Source organism: Massilia orientalis, assembly GCF_030411975.2.
Lineage (GTDB): Bacteria > Pseudomonadota > Gammaproteobacteria > Burkholderiales > Burkholderiaceae_D > Telluria > Telluria orientalis.
Window position 1 is genome coordinate 196,900 of sequence record NZ_JASNRB020000009.1, and the last position, 19,538, is coordinate 216,437.

Annotated in this window: 15 protein-coding genes; 3 read left to right on the forward strand and 12 right to left on the reverse strand. The window is 69.3% G+C overall.

What is annotated here, in order from left to right; translation table 11 throughout:
• Position 1 precedes the first annotated feature (1 nt).
• Complete coding sequence (locus tag QPK29_RS16515; protein WP_371768099.1) at positions 2–1,114, reverse strand: Gfo/Idh/MocA family protein; 1,113 nt, start codon at positions 1,112–1,114, stop codon at positions 2–4.
• A 166-nt stretch (positions 1,115–1,280) separates the two neighbouring features.
• Between QPK29_RS16515 and QPK29_RS16520 the strand changes: the two genes are divergently transcribed.
• The gene (locus QPK29_RS16520; protein ID WP_371768100.1) at positions 1,281–2,888 is read left to right on the forward strand and encodes a S53 family peptidase; all 1,608 of its coding nucleotides are present in this window, start codon (positions 1,281–1,283) and stop codon (positions 2,886–2,888) included.
• Here QPK29_RS16520 and QPK29_RS16525 read toward each other — a convergent pair whose 3' ends face one another.
• Both QPK29_RS16525 and QPK29_RS16530 read right to left on the reverse strand, forming a co-directional pair.
• Entirely contained in the window at positions 2,889–3,605 is a 717-nt protein-coding gene (locus tag QPK29_RS16525; RefSeq protein WP_371768101.1) for a LytR/AlgR family response regulator transcription factor, read from the reverse strand.
• 7 nt (positions 3,606–3,612) lie between these two features.
• Positions 3,613–4,686 (reverse strand): sensor histidine kinase, encoded by a 1,074-nt coding sequence (locus QPK29_RS16530; protein WP_371768102.1) that lies wholly within the window; start codon positions 4,684–4,686, stop codon positions 3,613–3,615.
• 90 nt (positions 4,687–4,776) lie between these two features.
• On the opposite strand from QPK29_RS16530, the gene QPK29_RS16535 reads away from it, so the two are divergent.
• On the forward strand, positions 4,777–5,088 hold the full coding sequence (locus tag QPK29_RS16535; RefSeq protein WP_371768103.1) for a YciI family protein: 312 nt from the start codon (positions 4,777–4,779) through the stop codon (positions 5,086–5,088).
• 53 nt (positions 5,089–5,141) lie between these two features.
• Here QPK29_RS16535 and QPK29_RS16540 read toward each other — a convergent pair whose 3' ends face one another.
• The 4 genes from QPK29_RS16540 to ribA all read right to left on the reverse strand — a co-directional run bounded on the left by QPK29_RS16540 (position 5,142) and on the right by ribA (position 8,950).
• Positions 5,142–5,789 carry a dihydrofolate reductase family protein gene (locus QPK29_RS16540; protein ID WP_371768104.1) on the reverse strand — a complete coding sequence of 216 codons (648 nt, stop codon included), beginning with the start codon at positions 5,787–5,789 and terminating at the stop codon, positions 5,142–5,144.
• Between the two features lie 86 nt (positions 5,790–5,875).
• The gene (locus tag QPK29_RS16545; protein ID WP_371768105.1) at positions 5,876–6,844 is read right to left on the reverse strand and encodes an FHA domain-containing protein; all 969 of its coding nucleotides are present in this window, start codon (positions 6,842–6,844) and stop codon (positions 5,876–5,878) included.
• On the reverse strand, positions 6,841–8,265 hold the full coding sequence (locus QPK29_RS16550) for a S1 family peptidase (RefSeq protein ID WP_371768106.1): 1,425 nt from the start codon (positions 8,263–8,265) through the stop codon (positions 6,841–6,843). Before QPK29_RS16550 ends, QPK29_RS16545 begins: the two co-directional genes overlap by 4 nt.
• A gap of 37 nt (positions 8,266–8,302) precedes the next feature.
• A complete protein-coding gene (gene ribA, locus QPK29_RS16555) occupies positions 8,303–8,950 on the reverse strand; it encodes a GTP cyclohydrolase II (RefSeq protein WP_371764408.1) in 648 nt (215 codons plus the stop codon).
• A 204-nt stretch (positions 8,951–9,154) separates the two neighbouring features.
• Between ribA and QPK29_RS16560 the strand changes: the two genes are divergently transcribed.
• Positions 9,155–11,440 (forward strand): ATP-binding protein, encoded by a 2,286-nt coding sequence (locus tag QPK29_RS16560; protein ID WP_371768107.1) that lies wholly within the window; start codon positions 9,155–9,157, stop codon positions 11,438–11,440.
• Here QPK29_RS16560 and QPK29_RS16565 read toward each other — a convergent pair.
• From QPK29_RS16565 to QPK29_RS16585, 5 genes are all read right to left on the reverse strand, one after another.
• Entirely contained in the window at positions 11,413–13,581 is a 2,169-nt protein-coding gene (locus tag QPK29_RS16565) for a putative bifunctional diguanylate cyclase/phosphodiesterase (protein ID WP_371768108.1), read from the reverse strand. The two genes, QPK29_RS16560 and QPK29_RS16565, sit on opposite strands and share 28 nt — an antisense overlap.
• An 80-nt stretch (positions 13,582–13,661) precedes the next feature.
• Positions 13,662–15,293: a family 43 glycosylhydrolase gene (locus QPK29_RS16570; RefSeq protein WP_371768109.1), complete on the reverse strand. Its 1,632-nt coding sequence runs from the start codon at positions 15,291–15,293 to the stop codon at positions 13,662–13,664.
• Between the two features lie 102 nt (positions 15,294–15,395).
• Complete coding sequence (locus tag QPK29_RS16575; protein ID WP_371768110.1) at positions 15,396–17,021, reverse strand: hypothetical protein; 1,626 nt, start codon at positions 17,019–17,021, stop codon at positions 15,396–15,398.
• On the reverse strand, positions 17,021–18,442 hold the full coding sequence (locus QPK29_RS16580; RefSeq protein ID WP_400189782.1) for a glycosyltransferase family 2 protein: 1,422 nt from the start codon (positions 18,440–18,442) through the stop codon (positions 17,021–17,023). Before QPK29_RS16580 ends, QPK29_RS16575 begins: the two co-directional genes overlap by 1 nt.
• Positions 18,442–19,536, reverse strand: coding sequence for a HEAT repeat domain-containing protein (locus QPK29_RS16585; RefSeq protein ID WP_371768112.1), 1,095 nt, complete (start codon positions 19,534–19,536; stop codon positions 18,442–18,444). The genes QPK29_RS16580 and QPK29_RS16585 overlap by 1 nt, the downstream gene beginning before the upstream one ends.
• Positions 19,537–19,538 lie beyond the last annotated feature (2 nt).

Genomic DNA, 19,538 nt, shown 5'->3' on the forward strand with positions numbered 1-19,538 from the left:
GTCAGGCCTTCAGCACGATGCGCTTCTGCTCGCGCGCCGACTGGTAGATCGCCTCGATGATGCGCAGGTCGCGCAGGCCTTCCTGGCCGCCGACGATCGGCTCGCGGTCCTGCAATACGCATTGCGCCATGTGGTCCAGCTGGCCGGCCCATTGCGTGGCGCCCGGACCCGGCGGCGGCGTGACTTCCTTGTCGCGGCCATTGCCGCCGACCCACATCCGGTTGCCTTGGTAGCCGGTCGCCGGTTCCATCTCGATGCGGCCTTTATCTCCCACCAGCAGGATGTGGTTCTGGTTGGCGCTGTACATCGACTGGCATGAGCCGATCACGCCGGACGGGAACTCCAGCTGGAAGCCGATCATGTCTTCGACCTCGCGGAAGCGCGGGTCCTTGCGGTCCGTCGTTTCCTGGGCATAGACGGCGGTCGGTTCCTCCCCCGTCATGTAGCGCGCCGCGTTGAGGGCGTAGATGCCGATGTCCATCATCGAGCCGCCGCCCGCCAGCGCCTTTTTCAGGCGCCAGGCGTTCGGGTCGCGGAAATTGAAGCCGTGCTCGGAGCGGAAGTAGCGCAGCTTGCCGATCTCGCCCGCGCGCGCGATGCGGCGCGCTTCCAGGTTGTACGGCTCGAAGTGGCAGCGGTAGCCGATCATCAGCTTCTTGCTGGCCTGGCGGCACGCCGCGATCATCGACTCGCATTCCGCCGACGACACGGCCATCGGCTTTTCGCACAGCACATGCTTGCCGGCCTTGGCCGCGCGGATCGTGTACTCGGCATGCATCGAGACGGGCAGGCAGACGTAGACGATGTCGATGTCCGGATTGTTGCGGATCTCGTCGTAGTTCTGGTAGTTGTAGAGGTTCTTTTCCGGAACGCCGTATTCCTGCGCCACGCGCTTCGCCTTGGCGGCATCGCCGCTGACCAGCGCGACGAGCTTGCTGTTCTTGCAGTTCTTGAATTGCGGGATGATGATGCCCAGGCCATAGGAACCCAGCCCGACGATCGCATAGCCGAGCTTGCGATCGGGCGGGGCCGCCCATGCCATGTCACCCACCGCACCCGCTGCCAGCACGCCGCCGGCGGCAAGGACCAGACCTCGCCGATTCCTGTCGATCATCACGTCTCCTTTGTTATCGATGTTAGCGCTCACAGTCGCGTTCTCATTTTAATACGAATGCACGGGCTCGCCCACAATTGGCGCCAATCAAGAGTCAACCCACCCCGAGGCGCACACTGACAAATGGTGCCCGGACCGGCCGGGCCATCTTCCAGCGAGGTGAATCATGGTCAAACTCCAGGGCAGCGTGCCCGCAACCAGCGCCGACATGCGGTCCCTCGGACCGGCGCCGGACGACGAACGCATCGACGTCACCGTGTTCGTGCGCCGCCGCGCGCCGCTTGCGCCCCATTCGCTCGACGCGAAACCGGGGCAGCGGCGCTATCTCACGCGCGCCGAATTCGCCGCGCAGCATGGCGCCAGCGATGCCGACCTCGACGCCGTCGCCGCGTTCGCGCAGCGCGCCGGGCTCGTCGTCGTCGAACGCCGGCCGGCCGCGCGCAGCATCGTCCTGTCCGGCACGGCGGGCCAGGTGACCGCCGCGTTCGGCACGGCGATCGAGCGGGTCGAGCACGCGGCCGGGATCTCGCGCCGCCGCACCGCGCCCGTGCACGTGCCGCCCGAGCTGGACGGCATCGTCGAAGGCGTGTTCGGCATCGACGACGTCCCGATCGCACGGCCCCATTTCAAGTTCTCCAAAGAATCCGCGCAGGCCGCGATGCTGGCCTCGATGTCACCCGGCGCCGAGCCGTCCGACGCGCAGGCTGCATCCGGCTTCACGGGCATCGACATGGCGAAGCTGTACGACTTTCCGGCCGGCCTGGACGGCAGCGGCCAGTGCATCGCCATCATCGAACTGGGCGGCGGCTACCGCAGCACCGATCTGAAAGCCTATTTCAAGAGCCTCGGCCTGCCGGCGCCGCATGTGACGGCCGTGTCCGTCGACGGCGGCAAGAACAGCCCGTCGCTGCCGTGGAGCGCCGATGCCGAGGTCATGCTGGACATCGAGGTCGCGGGCGCCGTCGCGCCGAAGGCCGACATCGCCGTGTATTTCGCGCCGAACAGCGAGCAGGGCTTCGTCGATGCGATCGCGGCCGCCGTCCACGACGACGTGCGCAAGCCGTCCGTGATCTCGATCAGCTGGGGCGCGCCGGAATCGGAATGGACGGACCAGGGCCTGGCCGCGATGGACCAGGCGTTCGAGGCCGCGGCCGCGCTGGGCGTGACGGTGTGCTGCGCGGCGGGCGACGCCGGCGCGCACGACCAGAACCCGCAGAACGGCACGCCGGACGGCCTCGCGCATGCGGACTTCCCCGCGTCGAGCCCGTACGTGCTGGGCTGCGGCGGCACGCGCCTGACGGTCAGCGGCCATACCATCACCAGCGAGACCGTGTGGAATGACGATCCCACCACCAGTGCGACGGGCGGCGGCGTCAGCGACAAGTTCGCGCTGCCGTCCTGGCAGGCAGATGCGCGCGTGCCGGCGTCGATCAACCCGGGCGGACACGTCGGGCGCGGCGTGCCGGACGTGGCCGGCAATGCGTCGCCGGCGACGGGCTACCGGGTGCGGGTCGACTTCCTGACGACCACGATCGGGGGCACGAGCGCCGTGTCGCCGCTGTATGCGGGGCTCGTCGCGCTGCTGAACCAGAAGCTGCCGCAGCACGTGGGCTGGCTCAATCCGCTGCTGTACGGCCCGCTGGCGGGCAGCGGCGCGATGCGCGACATCACGAGCGGCGACAACGGCGGTTATGCGGCCGGGGCGGGCTGGGATGCGTGCACGGGCTGGGGCGTGCCCGTCGGCTCGACGCTGCTGGCCGCACTCGAAGCTTGATCACCCCAACCGCGCCATCACGTCGGCGCGGTACTGGCGGCTGCACGGCACCCGTGCGCCGCCGCGCAGCAGCAATTCGCCGTCGCCCTTGTCCAGCGTGACCACCCGTTCGATCCAGCCGACTTGCACGGCGGCGCGCCGGTGACAGCGAATAAAGCCGGCGCCGAGCCGGCCGACGAGGCCGGCGAGGGTCTGGCGCAGCAGCGGGCTGCCCGCGGCCGTGTGCAGCACGACGTAGTTGTCGGCCGTCTCGATCCACTGGATCTCCGCGACGCGCACGACACGCGTGACGCCGCGTTCACTCACAAGCAATTGCTCCAGCGGCGAGCGCGGCAGCGCGGCCGGCTGGCCGTCGGCGCCGGCCGCCAGCTTCCGACGCAGGCGCGCCAGCGCGCGCGCGAGGCGGTCGCCGTCGTAGGGCTTGAGCAGGTAATCGATGGCGTCGCAGTCGAACGCCTGGCACGCGTAGCGTTCGTACGCCGTCACGAACACGACGAGCGGCGCCGGTTCCGGCAGGGATGCCGCCAGCTCGATGCCGGACAGCTCGGGCATCTCGATGTCGAGCAGCAGCGCGTCCGGGCGGAAGCTGGCGATCCGCTCCAGGGCAGCGATGCCGTCGGCCGCCTCCTCGACGGCCGTGATGCCGTCCTGCTGCGCGAGCAGGTGGCGCAGTTTTAGGCGCGCAGGGCGCTCGTCGTCGACGATCAGCAGACGCATACGAACCTCAGCAAGGCAACCTCATCTCCGCGCGCACGCCCCCTTGCGGCCGCGCCGCAATGTCGAGCCGGCCCGCGTCGCCGTACAGGGCCTGGATGCGGGCGCGCAGGTTCGACAAGCCGATGCCGCCGGGGCGTTCCGTCGCGGCCAGCTGGCCGGCATCGTCCTCGACGCCCAGCACGATCTCGTCGCCCTCGCGGCGGACGGAGACGGCGATGTGCGTCTGCCCGCGGCGCCGCTCGACCGTGTGCTTGAACACGTTTTCCAGCAGCGGCTGCAGGCTCATCACGGGCACTTCGCGGTCGAGCAGCGCGTCGTCGACCTGCCACGCGATAGCCACGCGGTCGGCGAAGCGCTCGGCCATCACGTCCGCGTACCCGCGCGCGAGGCGCAACTCGGTGGCGAGCGGCGCCGCGTGGCGGTCGCCCAGGGCCAGCGTTTCGCGCAGCACATCGGCCAGTTGGGTGAGCGTCGCGTCAGCGCGGACCGGGTCCGTCCAGATCAGTGCCGACACCGTGTTCAACGCGTTGAACAGGAAATGCGGCTGCATTTGCTGGCCCAGCCGCTGCAATTGCGCCTGGCGCAGCAGCGTGTTCGAACGTTCCGCGCGCAGCCGCGCGTCGAGCAGGGCGCGGTAGGACTGCACGCCGAAGCGGATCGCCATGAACAGGCCGAAGAAGATCGTGATCTTCATCGATTCGTACAGGAACAGCTGCGGCACGGGGTCGTGCCGGTAGGTTTCGCCGACGAGCGCATACACGCCATGGCGCAGGCCGAAGGCGAGGGGGACGAACGCGATCCAGTACATCGACAGCCAGCGCGACTGGCGCGCGAACCAGCGCCAGGGCGTGCCGAGCAGATGGTCGTCCGTATGCGACCAGCGCAACTGCACGAGGGCGAGCAAGGTCACGACGAGCGCCGACGACCCTTCCCACAGCAGCGGTTTCCAGATCGCGTGGCTGTGCTCGTTGCGCATGAAGTCCTGCACGGCGACGAGCATCATCAGGATCCAGAACAGGATCCACGCGGACACGAAGACGGCGTTGCGGCGCAGGAAGGTCATGCGGGGATAATCGGCCATCACCGAGAGATTGTCAAAAGGCACAGGTGCGTCGCGGCCGCCGCGCTTCTGCTAACGTCGAGCCGATCAAACCAACCCCAGGAGAAAGCCATGGAACGTTTCCTGTTCGTGTACCACGGCAAACCGGGCGCCGATGCGGATACGCACCACGATTTGTCGCGCTGGGCCGCGTGGTTCGACGGCATGGGTTCGCGCGTCCTCGAGCGCGGCAGCCTCACGCACAGCGCCGTCGACGTGCCGCGCCGCCTGCTCGGGCCGAAGGAATCCGCCAGTTCGCTGTGCGGCTATTCGGTCGTCGAGGCGGCGGATTTCAACGAAGCCGTCGAGATCGGCGAGCGCTGTCCCATCTTCGACGAGGGCGGCTCGGTCGAGATCGCGCGGCTGACGATCCCGTTGACGTAGGAACCACCGTCGTTCCCGCCTGCGCGGGGGCGACGTGCTAGCGTCGCAGGATCTTACTCCTTGCTCAACACCACATGCGTGGCCGCCTCCGTCGCCACATGCCCGGCGACCTTGAACCCGAGCGCGGGCAGGTCGATGCCGGCCAGCAGCGCCTCGCCGGACCCCAGCAGCACGGGCGAGATCGCCAGGTGCATCTCGTCCACGAGACCCGCCTGCAGGTATTGCCGGATGGTCGATACGCCGCCGCCCAGGCGCACGTCCTTGCCGCCCGCGGCTTCTTTTGCGCGGGCGAGGGCGGCCTCGATGCCGTCCGTGACGAAGTAGAAGGTCGTGCCGCCCTTCATCTCGAGCGGGGGCCGGGCGTGGTGCGTGAGCACGAACACGGGCACGTGGTAGGGCGGCTCGTCGCCCCACCAGCCCTTCCACGCGTCGTCCGGCCACGGGCCGCGCACGGGACCGAACATGTTGCGGCCCAGGATCCACGCGCCGACATTCTCGAAGCCGCGCGCGGCGAACGTCTCGTCCGGACCATCGGTTCCCTTCGATTCATCGCCCAGCATGCGCTGGAACGTGCGGGTCACGCGGAACCATTGGTGCAATGTCTCGCCGCCTTCGCCCAGCGGATTCTGCAGGCTCTGGTTCGGGCCGGCCCCGTAGCCGTCGAGGGATATGGCAAAGCATCGGACAGTCAGTCTGGACATCGTCGTTCTCCTGTTGGACAGGACGCGGGCCGCGTCCCTCGTTCATACGACGAACGGGGCCGCTCCATTTCGACAACGCGGCGCCGTCAATCGTTGATCTCGTCATCGCCCGGCTTGCGCCCGCGGCTGCGGTCGAGCGGGCCCTTCATCGCTTCCACGTCGCGCATGAACTCGTCCACGCCATGGTCGGGGCTCACGCGGATGGCGGGCGGCATCAGCACGGACATGTACAACTCGTCCGATAGACGGCCCGTGCGCTGCACATTGCCAGCCAGAATCAGCCCGGAGCATAGCACGGCAAGGCCGGCGCAGACCCAGCGGTAGCGGATGCGATTGCGGGGGCGAATCGTGCACAGGTGAAAATAAATCATCCCGGCCAGCAGCACCGTCGCGACGTGCGAGGCGTAATGCGTGAATCCTTCGGCGGACAAGGCGTAGCCGAGCGTGCTGCCCAGCAGCGCATAGCCGGCGAGGGCCGCGGCGCCGCAGCCGAACACGAACACGTGCCGGCCCAGCCGCGCGTGGCGCGCGAACAGCCGGTTGGCGCACGCCCAGATGCCGCCCCACAGCAGCGCGGCCGCGAGTCCGCCCGCGAGCGCCTCCGCGTAGCGCGCCAGCTGGAAATATTCCGTGTCGCTGAGCCAGCGCGCCAGCAGGGCCACGCCGCCCGCGAGCGCCAGGCCCGCGGCGGCGGGCAGCACGCCCTCCCAGCCGTGGAACGTGCGGTCGAGGAGTTCCGGCACGACGGGGAAGTCGGCCGCGCGCACGCGCAGCGCCGTGTGGCCGATGCGGACGACCGTGCCGCCCGTCAGCTCGGCGTCCTGCCGGCGCTTGCCCTGGATGACGATGCCGTTGCGCGTGCCCAGGTCGTGCAGCAGCAGCCGGCCGGATGCATCCTGCTCGACGACGGCGTGCGCCGCGGCCGCGTAGTCGTCGTCGAGGATCACGTCGTTGTCGTAGCCGCGCCCGATGCGGATCGGCAGGCCGTCGACGCGCTGGCGGTGCAGCACGTCGCCGTTCCTGGCCAGCAGCTCGACGAACCATGGGCCGTTCATCTGCGGCTCCGTCCGAGGGCCGATAAAAATGCCCGCGTCGCGCGCATGCCGTTCTCGTACGAGACGCCCGCCAGGTCGAGCCGGCTCTGCAGGCTGGCGTGCGGATCGTCCGTGCTGGCAGCCAGCAACGTGAAGTTGTACAGCCCGGCGAACTTGCGGTAGGCGCGCACGCACGTCACGGCGCGCACGGGCAAGGTCGCCGTGTGCACGAACATCTCGGCGCAGGCGGGCCGCGTCAGGCGCGTGTCGCGGCCGGTGCCGATGCTGTCGACGCGAAAGCGGCTGCTTGCCAGCACGGCGAACTGCAGCGGGTGCAGGGAACTCGAACGGAGCACCTGGTGCGTCATCGACACGTGGCCCGTCTGCTGCGTATCCGACACGTAGATCGCCGCTTCCATCGCGCAGCTGACGGAGTCGACCGTGTACTCGGCCTCGGCGCGGAAGTTCGAGCGGCCCCAGCAGCGCAACTGCTGCGATTCGCGCACGGGCACCTGGTACGGCCCCATCGCGCGCATCGACAGCGGCTCGGCCAGCAGGCGGTCGATCAGCGCGCGCTGGTGCGCCAGCAATTGCTGCCCGATCAGCGGATTGAAATCCTTGGGCGGATGCGGCTGCGCCGACGCCTGCCGCAGCAGCGCCTGCGCATACTTGACGGGCACGAGGAAGCTGACCAGCTCGCCGTCGCGGCGCTTGGAGACGTTCACGCCGGCCACCACGCCGGCCGCCGTCACGCTGGGCCCGCCGCTCATCCCGGAGTTGATGGGGCCCGTGAAAATCAGCTGCTCGTAGAAGCTGCGCGTGACGATGCCGTTGTACGAGCCTTCCGAGATCGCGAAGCCGAGGTCGAGCGGATTGCCGAGCGAATACAGGTACTGGCCCTGCACGAGTTTCACGGGTTTTTCTCCGACCTGGAAAAAGCCCGTGCCGTTGCGGTTCACGCGCACGACGGCCAGGTCGTGCAGCACGTCCACCGCAAGCAGTTCGATGGGGCCGCTCTTGCCGTTCGTGTCGACGTATTCGCCGAGGTAGACGTCCGGGTCGAGCGCCATCTGCGACACGACGTGGTAATTGGTCAGCACGAGGTTGCCCGTGCCGACGAGGAAGCCGGAACCGACGCTGGACTGGCTGCGGCCGTTGCGCAGCAACATGCGGATCTGCAGCAGGTCGGCGCTGGCGGCGGAATAGAGGGTTTGCGCGGCGCTGGAGGGCGTGGGCAGCGCGGCCGTTTCGTCCGTCTCGCCGGGGCCGGGCGCGGGTGGCGTCGTCGCGGGCGGCGTGGCGGGCGGGATCACGAGCGGCGGCTGCGGCGCCGGTTTCGCGCGCTGATCCGCCTTGCCCGCAGCACCGGCTAGTGAAGCGGCGACAAGCGAAGCGGCGGCGCCGAAGACGAGGGCGGCAAGGGCGGCGGATGGGAGGCGCATGGTGCCTCCATCTTGCCAGAACCGCCCGCGGCGAGGCTTACGACTCGCCGTCGAGCACCGCTTCGGTGGCCGAGGTCATCATGTGCCCCAGCTTGGCCTGCTTGGTGTTCAGGTAATTCTCGTTGTAGACGTTGCGGTTGACGAGCAGCGGCACGCGCTCGGCGACCTTGATGCCCAGCTTGCCGAGGGCGTCGATCTTGCGCGGGTTGTTCGTCATCAGGCGCACGGCCTCGATGCCGAACTGCTCCAGCATCGGCAGCACGAGTTCATAGTTGCGCGCGTCGGCGTGGAAGCCCAGCTGCAGGTTCGCCTCGACCGTGTCGGCACCGGCTTCCTGCAGGCGGTAGGCGCGGATCTTGTTCACGAGGCCGATGCCGCGGCCTTCCTGGCGCAGGTACAGCAGGATGCCGCGGCCTTCGTCGGCGATGCGGCGCAGCGCGGATTCCAGCTGGGCGCCGCAGTCGCAGCGCTGCGAGAACATCACGTCGCCCGTCAGGCATTCGGAGTGGATGCGCGCCAGCGGGGCGTCGCCCGTGGACAGGTCACCCAGCGTCATCGCCAGATGCTCCTTGCCGGTCGAATGCTCGACGAACGCATGCAGGGTGAACTGCGCCCATGGCGTCGGCAGGGAGCACGACGTGACGTAGTCGACGAGGTTGGACGGCGCGGTGGCATTGTCTTGCATGGCTTTTCCTGGGCGATAGCGCGAATAATGGTTACGTAACAGGCGAGTTTACCGGAAATCGGACATGGCCGTGTAATCAGCCCTTCCGCCTCCCCATCCGATATGGGTGCTGCTGGTCGGAAATACAACAATGCATCGCGGGTGTTCACGTGGTGCAACACAATTCCCGCACGGAATCTTGGCTGTGCTAGGCTCCAAATCGTCATGCCAAATCCCCTGAAATCCATCCGCCGCCTGCTCCCGCGCGCCCTCGGCGCCTGGCTCGCCCTCGCTTTCGTGCTGCTGTCCGTCGTCCTCACGCTGGTGCTGACGTCCATCATCGAACGCAAGTCGGCGGAACAGGTGCAGACGAGCATCGGCCACGGCCTGGCCGAGCTGGCGATGCAGACGTCCGACAAGCTGGAACGCGGCATGTTCGAACGCTACCGCGAGGTGGGCCTGCTGGCCCGGCGCCGCGTGCTGGCCGAAGGGCAGCCGCAGGAGCGCCGCCGCGCCACGCTGGACGGCATCCAGCACAGCCTCGGTTACTACAGCTGGATCGGCCTGGCCGGCCTGGATGGCAAGGTGCAGGTCTCGGCGCAGGGCCTGCTGGAAGGCGCGGACGTGTCCAAGCGCCCGTGGTTCCGCAATGCCCTGCGCGGCATCCACGCGGGCGACGTGCACGAAGCCGTGCTGCTCGCGCGCTACCTGCCCAGGCAGGACGAGCCCTGGCGCTTCGTCGACGTCGCCTTTCCCTACGTCGACGACGAGGGCGTGACGCGCGGCGTGCTGGGCGCGCACCTGTCCTGGCAATGGGCGCGCGATGTCGAGCGTTCCGTGATGGCCGGGATTGCCGCAAGGCGCCAGGTCGAGGCGTTGATCGTGGATGCGGACGGCAACGTGCTGCTCGGACCGGCCGACGTGACGGGCCGGCGCCTGACCCTGCCGAGCCTGAAGGCCGCCCATGCGCAGCGGCGCGGCGGCTACGTCGTCGAGACCTGGCCGGACGGCCGTTCGTACCTCGTCGGCTACCAGTTGGGCCACGGCTACGGCGCGTATCCCGGCCTGGGCTGGACCGTGCTCGTGCGCCAAAACGTCGACGACGCGTTCGCCCCCGTGCGCCGCCTGCGCGAATACGGCCTGGCCTCCGGCGTGGTGCTGGCGGGCGCATTTTCGCTGGCGGGCATGTGGCTGGCGCGCCGCATCACGCGGCCGCTGGGCGACCTGGCCGATGCCGCGCAGCGCATCCGCGCGGGCGAGACGACCCCCATCGAAATCCGGCGGGGCGGCTATGCGGAGGTGCGCGCGCTGGCCACCACGCTGAACGCCCTGGTGGCGAACCTCGTGCGGCGCCGGCGCGCGCTGGAAGACTTGAACGCGACGCTGGAAGCGCGCGTCACCCAGCGCACGCGCGAGCTGGAACAGGCCCTGGCGAGCGTGCGCGCCAACGAGCAGCGCATCGCCACCATCATCGAGACGGCGCAGGATGCGTTCGTCGGCATCGACATGCGCGGCCGCATCTGCGACTGGAACTCGGCGGCCGAGAAGATGCTCGGCTGGTCGCGCGACGAGGCGCTGGGGCGCGTCGTCTCGGACCTCGTGATGCCGGAGCGCTTCCGCGCCCGCTCGCGCGAACTGCTTGCCGGCTTCCTCGAGACGGGCGCACTGGACATCCTCGGCCAGCGCGTCGAACGCATCCTGCTCGCGCGCGACGGCCGCGAAATCCCCGTCGAAATGACGCTGGGCCTGGCCGGTACGGGCGACGGCCTGTTCTTCTCCGCGTTCGTGCACGACATCTCGGCGCGCAAGGAAGTCGAACGGATGAAGGACGAATTCGTGTCGACCGTGTCGCACGAACTGCGCACGCCGTTGACGGCGATTTCGGCGTCGCTGGCGCTGCTGGCCGACGGCATGGCGGGCGAGCTGCCGCCCGATGCGAAAGGCCTCGTCGACGTCGCCAACGCGAGCTCGGGACGCCTCGTGCGCCTGGTCGGCGACGTGCTGGACATCCAGAAGATGGACGCCGGCAGCATGGCGTTCGAGAAGGAAGTGCAGCCGCTGCTGCCGCTGGCGGAGGATGCCGTCGCCGCGATGCAGAGCTTCGCCACGCAGTCCGGCATCGAACTCTCGTGCGTGGCGGCGCCCGGCGCGGAACACGCGCGCGTGGACGTCGACCGCGACCGCCTGGCCCAGGTGCTCACGAACCTGCTGTCGAACGCGATCAAGTTTTCCGAGCCGGGATCTACCGTGCGCACGCAGGTCGAAGCGGGCGCGGAGCACGTGCGCCTGGCCGTGGCCGACGAAGGCGTGGGCATTCCGGAAGCGTTCCGCGAGCGCGTGTTCCAGCGCTTCGCCCAGGCCGACGGCGCCGATTCGCGCCGCCAGGGCGGCACGGGCCTCGGCCTGTCGATCTGCAAGACGATCGTCGAGGAACTCGGCGGGAATATCTGGTTCGACAGCGCCGAGGGCATCGGCACCACGTTCTACGTCGAACTGCCGCTCGCGGCCTGAGCCTGCGCGCGGCCGTAGCGCCGCTCGAATTCGTCCATGGCGACGGGGCGGCCCAGCAGATAGCCCTGCATCACGTCGCAGCCGTGCGCGGCCAGGAACGCGTGCTGCGCATCCAGTTCGACGCCTTCGGCGATCGTCGCCAGATGCAGCTTGCGTGCCAGTGCGATGATCGCTTCGACGATCGACGACGCGTTCGGGTCGTGGTCGACGTCCTGCACGAACGAGCGGTCGATCTTCAGCGCCGCCAGCGGAAACCGGGCCAGGTAGGCCAGCGACGAATAGCCGGTGCCGAAATCGTCCAGCGCGAAATGCACGCCGAGCCTGCGCAGCTGCTGCATGCGGTCGACCAGGTCGTCCGGGTTGCGCGCGAAGACGCTTTCCGTCAGTTCCAGCGTGAGGCGGTCGGCGGGCGCGCCCGTCGCGGCCAGCAGGGTGGCGACGGCGTGCGGGAAATCCGGGTCGCGCAACTGGTGCACGCTGATGTTCACCGCGAGCTTCAACGTGGCGAGATGCGGCGCCCTGGCCCAGCGCGCGAGCGCGTGGCAGCCCTGTTCCAGCACGTCCATCCCCAGCGCGGCGATCAGGCCGCCGGATTCGGCCGCGCCGATGAATTCGCCGGGGGCCACCAGTTCGTCGACGCCGCGTTGCCAGCGCACGAGCGCCTCCGCGCCGACGAGACTCCCGTCATGGCCGAACTGCGGCTGGAAGTACAGCACGAACTGGCGCCGCGCGAGGCCCGTGCGCAACGCGGCCGACAGCGCGGCCTGGCGGTCGACGGCCGCCTGCATGCCGGGATCGAAGAAGCGCAGCGTGTTGCGGCCCTCTTCCTTGGCGCGGTACATCGCGAGGTCGGCCTGGCGCAGCAGCGCGTCGATGCTGGTGGGCGCACCGTCGAACAGGGTGACGCCGATGCTCGGGCTGCTGGCGCACTGGCGCCCGGCCAGCTCGAACGGCTCGCCCAGTACGTCGAGGATCTTGCGGCCTACGGCATGGACTTCGACAGTCGCCTCGTCCGGGCTGGCGCCCAGGTTTTCCAGCACGATCACGAACTCGTCGCCGCCCAGGCGCGCCAGGTGATCGCCTTCGCGCAGCGCCCGGCGCAGCCGCCGCGCCACCTCGCGCAGCAGCAGGTCGCCGACGTCGTGCCCCATCGTGTCGTTCAGCAGCTTGAAGTTGTCGAGGTCGAGGAACAGCAGGGCGCCGTGGCGGCCCGCGCGGCCGTTGCGCGCGAGGATCTGCCCCAGCTCGTCGATCAGGAAGCGCCGGTTCGGCAGGCCCGTCAACTGGTCGAAGTACGCCAGTTCGTGGATGCGGTGTTCGACCTGCTTGCGTTCCGTGAGGTCGGTATTCGTGCCGGACAGGCGCAGCGCCTTGCCGGTGCCGTCGCGCAGGATGAAACCGCGGCTCAGCACGGGGACGTAGTGGCCGTCGCGGTGGAGCAGGCGGAATTCGATGCTGTAGGCCTGGCGCGGGCCGGCCAGCAAGTCTTCCAGGAACGCGGCCACCCAGGCGCGGTCTTCGGGATGCGTCAGGCGCACCCATGCCTCGGGATCGGCCCGCATCTCGCCGGGCACGTAACCGAGCATTTCCCAGTAGCGCGCCGAGTAATAGAGTTCGCCCGTGACGAGGTCCCAGTCCCACGGCGCATCGGTCGAGCCCTGCAGCGCGAGACGCATGCGCTCCTCGGACTTGTGCAGCGACTGTTCCGCGTCCTTGAGGGCCGTGCAGTCCGTGAAGCAGACGACGACGCGGTGGATGGCGCCATGCTCGTCGCGCTCCGGATACGCGTTGCAGATCGCCCAGCGCACGTCGCCGTGGGCCGGGCGGGACACGCCGACGACGAAGTCCGATACCTTGGCGCCCGTGCGCAGCACCGCGTTCACGGGATATTCGGAGGGCGGCATGCGCGAGCCGTCCGCGCGCACGAAATGCCAGGCGTCGTCGCCGCCCGGCGCTTCCTGCGCCTCGCACTCGGTGCGCCCGAGCAGCGCCAGCGCCTGGCGGTTGGCCGCCACCACGCGGCCCGCGGCATCGTGCATCACGACGCCGGCCGGCAGGTGGGCGAGCAGATCGTCGAAGCGGCGCTGGGCGTCGTCGGGGACGTCGCCGGCGCGGCGGGTGCTTGGCGGGTTCGCGGTCATGTGGACTTTTGGTTACGATTCCCGCGCATGCTAGCAGTTCCGGAACACCCGTGGCGCGCGCCCGGGCCGCTTTTGTCGCGTCAACCCGACGGCAGCGCGTGGTAGCGGAAATCACGCAGGCGCACGGTTCCTTTGCCCGCCGCGTACACGCCCACTTTCAGGCTCAAGAAGCCGCCGAACACGTTGTGGTGGATGCCCGACACTTCCATGCGCGTGCCGTGCAGGATCCATGTCTTGCCGCCGTCGAACGAGTAACGGAAGGTCACCACGTTCGCATCGTTCGTCAGGCGCACGCGGACGCTGGAAATCGCTTGCGGACGCCGCGCCCACGGCTGCTCCTCGGCGTACTGGTACGTCTTGATCGTATCCGGCGTGAAGCCGACGCCGACGAACGCCTTCGGGTTGTAGTACAGGAGCAGGCCGCCCTCGGCCGGGCCGACCAGGTCGAGCGTGATCTCGGCCTCGTACGACCGGTCGCCGACGCCGCACGTGAGCGGCGTGCTGTCGGCCGGCATCGACCCCTTGCCCCGGATTTCCAGGCCGCCGTTCGCGAAGCGCACGCGCGTCATCTCGTCCGGCGCCGGGTCGTGGAACGACCACTGGACGCCGAAGCGGTCCTTCGAAAAGTCGTCGGACAGCGCGAAGCCGTTCGGCCCCGCCTTGCCGCCGCGCGGCTTTTTGATCGGCTTCGAGAGGTCGCCGCCTTTCGCGCGGAACCAGCCGTCGGCCGTCCATTCCATCGGCTCGAGCAAGGTCTGGCGGCCCAGGGTGCGGTAGCCGTTCTCGTAGCCGTGGTAGATCATCCACCAGTCGCCGCCCGGTCCTTCGACGAGGGACGCGTGGCCGCGCGACCACCACGGTTCATTGGTGCCGGTCGTGCGCACGAGCGGGTTGTGCGGGCAGTGCTCCCACGGCCCGTCGATCGACTTCGAGCGGGCCGCGATCACCATATGGCCCGTCACCGGACCGGCCGTGCCGCCCACCGCCGTGATCAGGTAGAAGTAGTCGCCATGGCGCAGCAGCTTCGGGCCTTCCGGCGCGAAGTTCTCCGTGACCCAGTCTTCCGGATAGCGCCACGGTTGATAGGCCGGTTCCACGGTGCCGTCGGTCGCGAGGCCGTCGTCCGTGAGGCGGATGCGGCGGATGCCGTTGACGAACAGGTAGCGCTTGCCGTCTTCGCCCACGACGTGGCCCGGGTCGATGCAGCCCGAGATTTTCAGGTCGACCGGGTCGCTCCACGGCCCCTCGATGCGGTCGGCCCAGATGGCGTAGATCGACCACGCATTGCCGTCCGGCGCGGCCGGGATGTAGATGAAGTAGCGGCCGTCGTGCTTGCACAGGTCGAGCGCCCAGATCGTGCCCAGCGGCTTTTTCAGGGCCGGGCCGACGGGCGCCCAGTTCACGAGATCGGTCGAATGCCAGATCACGATGCCCGGATACGAGAAGAAGGACGAGAAGGTCATGTAATAGTCCTTGCCGTCCTTGAGGATCGTCGGGTCCGGGTGGTCGCCCGCGATGATCGGGTTGACGTACGTGCCGTCGCCGCGGTCGGCCTTGCGCTGCCCTTCGATCCCGCGGCCCCAGCCCGGGAAGGCGGGCGCGCAGGCGGCGGTTCCGGATGCAGCGGCTTGCGCGGGCAGGATGGGGAGCGATGCGGCGCCGGCGCCGGCCAGCAGGGTTTTGAAGGCGTTGCGGCGGGATGGATTGGTCAAGCGGGTCTCCAGGTCTTGTGCGTGATGATCGTCGTCAAGATTATATGAAAACGATTTCATCGACAAGGCCGGCCGGCGCTTGCCGCAGTTGACGCGAAGCCGTTACCGCAGCTCGTGGACGGCGATGCCGCCGAAGCCGTCCCACGCGCCGAATTCCGCTTCCAGGCCGGGCAGCAGGCGCAGCAGGGCGGCCTTGTCCTTGTGGAAGGTGGTGGCGCTGCCGTCGATGTCGCGCGTCGATTGCAGGCGGTACAGCCGGGCATCCTTTGCTGTGAGCGGCTGGCGCAGCAGGGCCAGCACCTGGCGGCCGGCGACGTCCACGGCCAGCAGGTCGCCGGGACCGTCCGCGGCCCGCACGTAGCGGCGCTGGACTTCCGGATCGATGGGCCCCGCTTCGAGCGCGATGCGCACCTGGCGGCCATGGGCGCCGGCCCAGTCGAGGAACGGGATCGCGAAATCGACGATCTGCTCGCGGTCGGTGCGGTAATCCATCACGGCGAGGGCGTCCGCGTGGGGCGCCAGCGCATCCAGCAGCGCCTGGTTCTTGCCCCACCAGAACGGCACGACGAATTCCACGCGCAGCGTCTCGCCGGCCGCCGCTTTCACGGCGCGTGCCATGTCGATATAGGCGGCGTCGCGCCTGGCCGCGGGCAGCACGTCGTCCGGCAGCAGATAGGGCTCCACGTCGAACTGGACGCCGCGCAAGCGGGCTTCCGGAGGCTGCGCGGCGTTGTAGGCCGCACAGGCCTGCACGCGCTTCGCGACGGCCGGGATGGCGTCCGCCAGCACCATGTGCGGGTCGCCGTCGACGCTATGGATGCCGATGCCCTTGGCGCCCGCCTGGCGCACGAACGCGGCCAGCAGGTCGGGCGCGCGCACGGCGGCGCCGTCCTTCAGCGGTACCGTGACGAACAGTTCGCCGATGCCCTGGGCCGCGGCCCAGTCGAGCAGGGCGGGGCCGCCGTCGATCCAGTCGCCGGGGCGCCAGACCCACGTCGAACGGGGTGCCGGTGCGGACGCCGCGGCCGGTTCCAGCGCGAGCGAGTCCACGTCGATGCTCGCCTGCGTCGCGGGGCACAACAGCACGAACTGGCGCCAGCCGGCGCGGTCCAGTCGCGCCGGCAGCACGAAGCGCGCGGCCTTCGCATCCGGCGCGGCGGTGCCCAGGTCGAACGCGTCGTCGCGCGCGCGGCGGACCTCGTCGGCCACTTGCCACGTGAACGATCCGCCCTGCGCCGTGTAGGCGGCGGCCAGCAGCGCGTTCGCGCGCGTCATGAACCACGGCCCGGTGAGGATCACGCCGGCGGCGCGCTGGCCGGGGCGGCAGGTCACTTGCAGGCGGCCGTCCGTCAATGTCGCCTGCACGCGTTCCTCGACGCCGAACGTGCGTGCGCGCATCCGCGCCAGCAGGTTCGCGTGAAGAGGCATCGGCCTAGGACGTTCCGGACCGGCTTTCAGTGACGGCAGTTCGTGCTCGCTGACGGCGAAGCGGCCGTCGGCCACGTTGCCGTGCAGGAGAATGGTGTTCTCCGGGGTCTCGCCGGGCGCGAGCGGGTACACCGTCTCGACCAGCGCGCCGGGCGGCAGCGCCACGCTCGTGCAGCCCGGCCTGCGGGGCTGGTCGTCGACGACGTAGCGCACCTTGCCGTCGGCGGCGCACTGGTGCAGCGTGGCGGCGTGGGCCGGCAGGGCCATGGCGAGCAGGGGGAACAGGAATCGATGGATCATCAGGGACCTTTCGGCGTGCTGGCCTGCCAGTCGCCCTTGCGCTTCATCGTACCCCACGTCGATTCCTTCTGCATGACCCAGCGCCACAGGCCGATCAGGCGCCACATCGTGTTGAGTTGCCGGTAGCCGAGGTTCTCCAGCAGCACGACGGCGGCCAGCGCCAGCAGCTGTTTGCCGCGCGGGTAGATGTGGAAGGACATCTCTTCCAGCAGCAGCCCCGAGGCCGACAGCAGGATGCCGAGGCCGATCGCGACGAACATGAACGTGGTGAACGCTTGCCACGAGATCTCGCCCGTGAGGAACGACCAGGTCATGAAGATGTAGCCGCCCACTTCGACGAGGGGACCAAGCCACTCGAACAGCAGCATGAACGGGAAGGCGAGCCAGCCCGGCACGCCGCCGTTGCGCGAAAACATCAGGCCCCAGTTGGCGTTCAGGCTCTCGGCCAGGCCGCGCTGCCAGCGGATGCGCTGGTTTTTCAGCGTCTTGTAGTCTTCCGGCGCCTCGGTCCAGCACACGGGATCGGGCACGAATTCGACCTTGTACGGCTGGCGCTTCTCGCGCAGCAGGCGGTGCATGCGGACGATCAGTTCCATGTCCTCGCCGATCGTGTCGGGACGGTAGCCGCCCGCCATGATCACGGTGTCCTTGCGGAACACGCCGAACGCGCCGGAGATGATCAGCATGCCGTTCACGGACGACCAGCCGAGCCGCCCGAACAGGAACGCGCGCAGGTATTCCACGACCTGGAACAGCGCCCACACGTTCTTCGGCAGGCCGACCTTCGTGAGGAATCCGCCCGTCACCTCGCAGCCGTTGGCCACGCGGATCGTGCCGCCGGTCGCGACGACGGTCCGGTCGCGCAGGAACGGCTCCGTGACCTTTTCCAGGCTGTCGCGCTGCAGGATCGAGTCGGCGTCCACGCCGCACACGAGCGGGTAGCGCGAGGCGTTGATGCCCGCGTTCAGCGAGTCGGCCTTGCCGCCGTTGTCCTTGTCGATCACGCGCAGGTTCGGGAAGCGCGTGGAGCGGTAGACCTGGCGGATGTCCTTCGTCCTGATCTGGCGGCGGTAGGCTTCGGGGAAGGGCAGCAGGCCGAATTCGCGCTTCAGCACGGCGAGCGTGTCGTCCTTCGAGCCGTCGTTCACGACCAGCACTTCGTATTCGGAATACGTCAGCTGCAGCATCGAGCGCACCGAGGCCGCGATCGTCGCTTCCTCGTTATACGCGGGCACGAGGATGCTGACGGGGGGCTCCAGGCCGGAATAGGCGCGCGGCAAATCGTCGAGCATCTCTTCCTGGCCCTTGCGGTGCAGCATGCGCAGCGACAGCATGTTCAGCACGAGGTAGCCGCCGTTGAGCAGGATGAAGTAGCACAGGACGAACCAGGTGACGAACTGGATGAGCAGGTGGTGCGTCATCATGCGGTCCTTTCGGCGATGACCTGGCCCAGGATGTCGGCGGCGAAGCGGTCGGTGAGCGATGCCCGCAGGGCGTCGAGTTGGGCGCGGCCCAGCCAGGGCAGGTCGACGATGGCCTGCGCGGCGCGGTAGCGCACCCACCACTCGCGGTCGGCCAGCAGGGCGGTGAGGCGGTCGACGTCGGATGCCTCGCCGATGCGGCCCAGCGCCTTGGCGGCCAGCACGCGCACCTGCCAGTCCGCATGCGCGAGCAGGCCGCGCACCTGGTCGCGCAGGCCGGGCGTGGCGACGATGCGCAGCGCGGCCGTCACGAGTTCGAGATCGGCGCTGGCGAGGGCTGCGGACAGCGTGTCCGCCGGCAGGTCGATGCGCAGTGCTTCCGCGATGCGCAGCGCGCGCGGCAAACGCGCCGGCGGCAGCGCCGGCAGCAGGTCCGCCAGCACGCCGGCGACGGGCGCGCTCGCTTCCTTCAGGATGCCGGCCACGTGCGACATCGCCCAGTCGTCGCGTGCGACGAACAGCGGTGTGAGGTAGTCCGCGGCCGCGTGCGGATCGATGCGCACGAGCGCCCACAGCGCGGACAGCGACAGGGTCGGGTCGGGGCTTTCGGCCAGCGTGCGCAGCGTGTCCCACGAGTCGCGGTCGCCCAGGTGGCCCAGGAGAAGCGTCGCGAGCAGGCGTTCCGTGCGCGGGCCGCGCGCGAGCATGGCGCGCGCGTCGCGCTCCACGCCGAGGCGGCGCGCGACGTCGTTCAGGGCGGCGCCCGCTTCGCCACGCAACGAGGCCTGCAGATGGACCCACAGCTTGATGAAGTGCGGACGCTCCGCCTTGCCGAGCGACGGCAGCGTTGCTGGCGTCTCGCCGACGATGGCCGCATTCAGGACGGGACGCCAGCGCGCCAGCGCGCGCGCCGCGCGGCGTTCGCGCCGGCGCAGGGCCATGCGCAGGCGGATGATCTGCGCGCCGAGGAGCAGGGTCAGGAGGAGGGCGCCGATGCCCGTCCAGTACGCCGCCGCCAGGACCGGATCGGCGGGCGCCGTGAACGCGGCCGCCAGCGCGTGGGTGGGAATTTCGCCTCCCGTCGGCAGGATCATGC